General features: G+C 31.8%; 7 protein-coding genes. All 7 read left to right on the forward strand.

Going from position 1 to position 6,823, the window contains the following annotated elements:
- Positions 1-1,196 (forward strand): N-acetyl sugar amidotransferase (locus FPG59_RS12340; protein WP_217875889.1); only part of this gene is annotated, 1,196 nt, incomplete at its 5' end.
- Positions 1,197-1,198: 2 nt separating this feature from the next.
- Positions 1,199-1,816, forward strand: coding sequence for an imidazole glycerol phosphate synthase subunit HisH (hisH, locus tag FPG59_RS12345; protein ID WP_086454897.1), 618 nt, complete (start codon positions 1,199-1,201; stop codon positions 1,814-1,816).
- A 1-nt stretch (position 1,817) separates the two neighbouring features.
- Positions 1,818-2,588: an AglZ/HisF2 family acetamidino modification protein gene (locus FPG59_RS12350; RefSeq protein WP_217875892.1), complete on the forward strand. Its 771-nt coding sequence runs from the start codon at positions 1,818-1,820 to the stop codon at positions 2,586-2,588.
- Between the two features lie 19 nt (positions 2,589-2,607).
- Complete coding sequence (gene asnB, locus FPG59_RS12355; RefSeq protein WP_086454898.1) at positions 2,608-4,395, forward strand: asparagine synthase (glutamine-hydrolyzing); 1,788 nt, start codon at positions 2,608-2,610, stop codon at positions 4,393-4,395.
- 6 nt (positions 4,396-4,401) lie between these two features.
- Positions 4,402-5,559 carry a glycosyltransferase gene (locus FPG59_RS12360; protein WP_086454899.1) on the forward strand — a complete coding sequence of 386 codons (1,158 nt, stop codon included), beginning with the start codon at positions 4,402-4,404 and terminating at the stop codon, positions 5,557-5,559.
- 28 nt (positions 5,560-5,587) lie between these two features.
- Positions 5,588-6,028, forward strand: coding sequence for a carbapenam-3-carboxylate synthase domain-containing protein (locus FPG59_RS12365; RefSeq protein ID WP_086454900.1), 441 nt, complete (start codon positions 5,588-5,590; stop codon positions 6,026-6,028).
- Between the two features lie 24 nt (positions 6,029-6,052).
- On the forward strand, positions 6,053-6,823 hold a 771-nt coding region (locus FPG59_RS12370; protein ID WP_217875894.1), incomplete at its 3' end, for an asparagine synthase-related protein.

Here is a 6,823-nt window from a genome sequence, read left to right on the forward strand (position 1 = left end):
TGGTTACAGATAATGATTTGATTATTAATAATGAGTACAAAAAAAATTTTCATAAGCATCCTTACCAAGTATGTACAAAGTCAGTAATGGACACCACTGACCCTTTGATTAAATTTGACGATGAAGGGGTTTGTAATCATGTTAGATATTATGAAGAATGGGAAAAAAATAGCAAATTAAATACTATAGCAGCTGAGGTAGCTATGGTTGAGATGGTGGAAAAACTAAAAAAAGAAGGTGAAGGGAAAGAGTATGATTGTATTATGGGTTTGAGTGGTGGCGTAGATAGCTCTTATATGGCATGGTTTGTTACAAAAAAGTTAGGACTTAGAGCGTTAGTAGTACATGTCGATACAGGTTGGAATTCAGAATTAGCAGTTAATAATATTCAAAGTATTGTGCAAAAATTGAACCTTGATTTGCATACTCTTGTTATAGATTGGGAAGAAATGCGAGATTTGCAATTGTCTTTTTTTAAATCATCAATAGCAAATTTAGATGTTCCTCAAGACCATTGTTTTATCGCTAGTTTGTATAAAGAAGCTAGAAAGTATGGGATTAAATATATTATGAATGGTAGTAATATGTCAACAGAATCCATTTTACCTAATGCTTGGGGATATTCATCAAGTGATCCTATACATTTGTTAGGAATTCATAAGTTATTTGGGAAAGTCAAACTTAAAACCTATCCTGTTTATACTCTGTTTAATAAGTATATATACTATCCTTATTTTGTTAAAATGAAAACCATTACGCCTCTTGAATGGATTGATTATAATAAAGATGAAGCAAAGCAGTTTCTGATGGATGAATTAGGTTGGAGAGATTATGGCGGAAAACATTATGAATCTAAATTTACAAAATTTTTTCAGGCACATTATTTGCCTACAAAATTTGGCTTCGATAAACGTAAAGCACATTTATCCAGTTTAATTGTTTCAGGTCAAATGACTAGAGACGAAGCTTTGGCAGAGTTAAGAAAGCCATTATATGAACACGTTGAATTAGAAGAAGACATAAGATATTTCTCGAAAAAAATAGGAATAACTTTAGACGAATATAATAGAATAATGGCTTTACCGCCAAAATCCTATACGGACTATCCTAATGGTGTGAAACTTGAAGAACGAATTAGTAAAATAATTAGATTCCTAAGTAAAATGAGAAATATTGTTTTTATGAAAAACAAATAATAATGATAACTATTGTAAACTATGGTTTAGGCAATTTAGGTTCCATACAAAATATGCTTAGAAAAATTGGATCGCCTTCAATAATTACTTCTAATTATAAAGAGATTGAGCAAGCCACAAAACTCATTCTTCCTGGTGTCGGAGCATTTGATAGCGGTATGCAGAAATTAAAAGAATTAGAACTTATTGAATTGTTAAACAAAAAGGTTTTGGTCGAGAAAACACCTATTTTGGGTGTGTGTTTAGGGGTTCAGTTAATGACTAAATGTAGCCAAGAAGGCATTTTACCTGGTCTAGGTTGGTTTGATGCAGAAACCGTAAAATTTGATTTCAAAGGAATATCGGGTAAGTACTCGCTTCCGAATATGGGGTGGCAAGATGTACATCTGCAAAAAGATAGCGCTCTTTGCGAGAATTTGCCTTTGGACTCTAGATTTTATTTTGTGCACAATTTTCATCTGAAAGCCAATAATGAAAAAGATATTAGTTTAACAGCTAACTATGGTTATGAATATGTCGTAGGGCTGGAGCGTAACAATATAGTAGGGGTACAATTTCATCCAGAAAAAAGCCATAAATTCGGAATGAGATTATATCAAAATTTTGTAAATAATTATTAAAATGATGAGGTCAAAACCCAGAGTAATTCCAGTATTACTATTAAAGAACGCTGGATTATACAAAACGGAAAAATTTAAAAACCCGAAATATATTGGAGATCCTATCAATGCTGTAAAAATTTTCAATGATAAAGAGGTAGATGAATTGGCTTTTTTAGACATCACAGCTTCACAGGAAAATAGAGAGCCTAATTTTGAGATGTTAAGAGATATTGCAAGCGAATGCTTTATGCCCTTATCTTATGGTGGCGGTATACGTTCTGTAGATATAATTAGGGAAGTTCTAAATGTGGGAGTAGAAAAAGTTTCTATAAATACTGAAGCAGTGCGCAATCCGGATCTTATTACACAAGCATCTCAGATTTTTGGAAGTTCTACAATTATAGTTTCAATAGATGTAAAGAAGAATTTATTTGGTAAATATCAAGTATATATTAATGATGGACAGGAAAAAACTGGTTTAAACCCTGTTGATTGGGCAAAAGAAGTAGAAAAACGAGGTGCAGGGGAAATCCTGATTAATGCAATGGATAATGACGGGATGATGCAAGGGTACGATTATCATTTAATAAAAACTATTTCAAATTCCGTAGGAATTCCAGTTGTTGCAGCTGGTGGTGCTGGGAGTATTCAGCATTTTGTTAAGGCAGTGAAAGATTCTCATGCTTCAGCGGTTGCTGCTGGAGCTTTTTTTGTATTTCAAGGTAAACATAAGGCAGTTTTAATAACATATCCAGATTATGAAGTTCTTAAAAAGGAATTCAATTACTAAAAACTATTAAATTAAATTTATGTGTGGAATTTCAGGGGTTTTTAGTAAAGAAAATTTAGAAATAACTAAAGATATAATTTCTAAAGTTAATAATGTTGCTAAACATAGAGGGCCAGATGCCGAAAACTATTTTTTTAAAAATAATTTTGCATTTGGGCATCGCAGACTATCTATTATTGATTTATCTAGTGTTTCAGACCAACCGTTTAATATGTTTGGATGCACCATTGTATATAATGGGGAGATCTTTAATTATATTGAAATAAGACAAGAGCTTCTCGGAAAGGGGTATCAATTCCAGACTGAATCGGATACGGAGGTGGTACTTGCCTCCTATAAAGAATGGGGTGTCGAGTGTGTAGACAAATTTAACGGGATGTGGGCTTTTTGCATTTATGACGAAAGCCAAGGAAAATTCTTTTGTAGTAGAGATAGATTTGGAATAAAGCCATTTTATTTTATTGATAACCCGCAATATTTTGCATTTGGGTCAGAAGTAAAACAACTTTTGACCCTTTTGCCAGAGCATAAAGCAAATAAAAAAGTATTGGCTGAGTTCATTGTAGGAAATGAAGATTATCACGAAGAAACTTTTTTTGAGAATATATTTAAACTCTTACCGGGGTATAATTTAGAGTTTGATTTATCAGAAAAGTCTATCAAAAAATGGAAATATTACGAAGTAAAAAGAATAGAAGTCCCAAAAGATTTTGATGGATGTTTGAAAAAATACCGCACTTTATTTGAGAGTTCCATAGAGTTGAGACTTCGATCGGATGTTAAAGTAGGAACCTGTTTAAGCGGCGGACTCGATAGTTCAGCAATTGCTTCCTTAGCCTCTGCTCAATATTTTAAACAGACAAATCAAAAATTTTTATCAATCCATGCAAAATCTTTCGAAAAAGAAACAGATGAGAGTTATTACGCCAATCTGGTTGCCGAAAACGCAGGATTAGATATGTTTACGGTTGAACCGGATAAATTCTCATTTAGTGATGTCCTTGAAAAAGTGATTCAAATCCAAGGAGAACCATTTGGTGGTCCATCAATAGTAATGCAATATTTCGTTTTTGAAGAAGCAGCGAAACAAAAAATTACGGTTATGTTAGATGGACAGGGAGGAGATGAAACGCTTATTGGCTATGACTCCTATTTCAATATGTATCTTTCAACAATACCCATTGTAAGATCGCTTATAAAATATTTTAATCCTAGTAGGAAAAGTCTATTTAGAGTTAACTTAAAATTTGCGTTTTTTTTAAGAAAGTTTAATGGAATCATTAAAAGAAAACTTCACAAAAAAAGATTTTCTTTTTTAAATGAAAGCTATTTTAATCGGATAGATCACACTCTTATTTTTGATGAAGCATTGAAGCATTGTAAAAATGATTTCTTATTTCAAAAATTTGAAATGGAGCATGGAATACAAAAATTATTGAGATATGAGGATAGAAACTCGATGTATCACGGTATCGAATCCAGATTACCATTTCTAGACCACCGATTGGTCGAATATTCGCTGTCATTACCTTTGGCGTTTAAACTGAAGGATAATGAAACCAAGCATATTCTTAGGGAAATGATGGTAGGCAATGTTCCTGATGAGGTAATTTATCGTAAAGATAAGAAGGGATTTGAAGCTCCAAGTAGTTTTTGGAACCAATATATTAGTGAATCATCAAGAAATATTAGTGATTCTAAAATTTTAAAAGATATGATAGTGGGTGATATGCCAAAAAATAAAGCGTTAGAATGGAGATTAGCTAATATTGCAGCATGGGAGAAGGCTTTTAATGTAATAATTTAAAAAATAATGATGTTTAATCAAAAAGGAGTTACGCTAATAGCTAACTCAGTGCATAATACCTCACGTCTATTTAAGATTTCAAAATTTTTAACGGAAAAGGGAAGAATCGGGCAATTGACAGTTATTGGTTTCTGGAACGAAGGATTAGCATTAGAGGAAGACTATACACCGAATGTTCATATTGAGCGCAGAAAATCATTGAAACAAAAACTGCCTAATACAAGGATTGCAATGTTATCTAAATTTCTTACCGCTATAAGTATAGTTCCTTTTTTTACAGGTATATTTTTTTCCTGTTTAAGGAAGAAACCCGAGGTTATTTATTGTCATGATGTAGTAATGTTGCCAATAGCACTATTTGTTAAACTTTTTAATGGGGCAACAATTATTTATATGCCTCATGAACTGGAAACGGAAGAAACGGGGTCAGGTAAAGTAATGAACCTGTTTTTGAAAATTTTCGAGAAAACAGGGATGAAATTTATTAAACATACTACAGTAGTAAGTCCAGGTATACAGCATTGGTATCAAAACAAATATAAAACGGATAAAGTATCTTTAATTAGAAATATACCTGATTTTGATAATCAGAAGCAATCAATTAATAAAAAATTACGACCGAAATTAGGTCTTTCCAGTTCGGATATAGTCTTTATCTACCAAGGACTTATTGAAAATTCAAGAGGTGTTATAGAAGTTGCCACAACATTTTCTATGTTAAAAGACAGGAAGAAACACCTTGTTTTTATGGGCTATGGTCCCGCCACGAATACTATTGTTGATTTTGCGTCAAAATTCGTAAATATTCATTATATACCTGCAGTGGATCCTAAAGATATTTGTGATTATACAAGCGATGCCGACATAGGAGTGCTTTTTATAGCAAATGAAATATCGGTCAGTTATAAATATTCATTGCCCAATAAATATTTCGAATATGTAAAAAGTGGGATTCCGATTTTAATTAGTGATAATTTAATTTCTATAAAAGAAGAAATCAATCATCATAATACAGGTTGGAGCATTGTTCCTACGATAGCGGCTTTACACACGTCTCTTGAAAACATAAATTCAAAGGACATTTGGGAAGTTAAACAAAATGTTAATCTTGCAAACGTGATCTATAATTGGGAGAAAGAGGTAAGCATTCTTTTAAATTTTTAAATAATAATTGAATAGTAGTTTTAAATATATGTGTGGTATTTCTGGATTAATAAACAAGAACAATGAGAGTGTAGACATGCTCGAAATAAAAACAATTACTGATATCATTTCTCACCGTGGTCCTGATGGGGAAGGGTTTTTATTAGAAAATAATTTTGCATTAGGTCATCGTAGATTAGCAATCATTGATGTAAGTACTGTCAGTGATCAACCGATGTGGTATGAAAATAAATATGCAATTGTTTTTAATGGTGAAATATATAATTATTTAGAGATTAAAAAGGAATTAGAGAAATTAGGTTATTTTTTTAAAACAAAATCGGATACAGAAGTTATTTTAATTGCATATGAACACTGGGGAAATGAATGTGTGAAAAAATTCAATGGAATGTGGTCTTTTTGTATTTATGATAAAATCAAAAATATTCTTTTTTGCAGTAGAGATCGTTTTGGTATAAAACCTTTTTAGTATTTTGAGAATAAAGATAATTATGTGTTTGGTTCAGAGATAAAGCAATTATTACCATATACAAATAGAATAGTTAATAAGAAGGTTTTACTTGATTATCTTGTTTTGAGTTTGGAAGAACAATCAGACGAGACATTTTTTGAGGGAATAAAAAGACTTCCTCCCTCTCATAATTTAGTATATGATTTAAAAACACATAAAAGTAATTTTGAACGCTATTATTCATTAGAATATAAACCAGAAATAGGGAGGTTAAATATTGCAGATTCTGTTTTGCTTTGCAAAACGGATTTAATTGATTCGATAAGGTTGCGGTTAAGATCTGATGTAGAAGTGGGGACTTGTTTAAGTGGCGGGTTGGATAGTTCTTCGATAGCTGCTATTGCTGCTAAAGAATTTAAAGTAGGATCTAATTTTAAAGGTATACACGCTAAATCCTCTGAAAAATATACAGATGAAAGTGATTTTGCACAGATGGTTGCTAATAGTGGAAATATTGACATTGTTTACACCGAACCCAGTGAAGATTATTTTAAAAAACATATTGAGAAAGTAACACTGATACAAGAAGAGCCCATTGGAGGACCTTCTGTTTTTATGCAATATGCCGTATTTGAAAAAGCAAAGCAAGAAGGTTGTATTGTAATGTTAGATGGTCAAGGTGGAGATGAGACTTTATTAGGTTATGAAAGGTATTTTCCTTCTTTATTAAATGATGCTTCATTTTTTAGAAAAGGTATTGAAATGTTCAAATATTCTAGAAAGTCCAGATTGTCATTCCTCACAGTATTATTA

It is taken from the genome of Flavobacterium sp. FPG59, from assembly GCF_002150205.1.
Classification (GTDB): Bacteria; Bacteroidota; Bacteroidia; order Flavobacteriales; family Flavobacteriaceae; genus Flavobacterium.

What these genes read in the sequence shown, in the direction of transcription:
- FPG59_RS12350 (WP_217875892.1), top strand. Translation starts at nt 1,818, where the DNA reads ATGATGAGGTCAAAACCCAGAGTAATTCCAGTATTACTATTAAAGAAC.
- hisH (WP_086454897.1), top strand. Translation starts at nt 1,199, where the DNA reads ATGATAACTATTGTAAACTATGGTTTAGGCAATTTAGGTTCCATACAA.
- FPG59_RS12365 (WP_086454900.1), top strand. Translation starts at nt 5,588, where the DNA reads ATGTGTGGTATTTCTGGATTAATAAACAAGAACAATGAGAGTGTAGAC.
- asnB (WP_086454898.1), top strand. Translation starts at nt 2,608, where the DNA reads ATGTGTGGAATTTCAGGGGTTTTTAGTAAAGAAAATTTAGAAATAACT.
- FPG59_RS12360 (WP_086454899.1), top strand. Translation starts at nt 4,402, where the DNA reads ATGATGTTTAATCAAAAAGGAGTTACGCTAATAGCTAACTCAGTGCAT.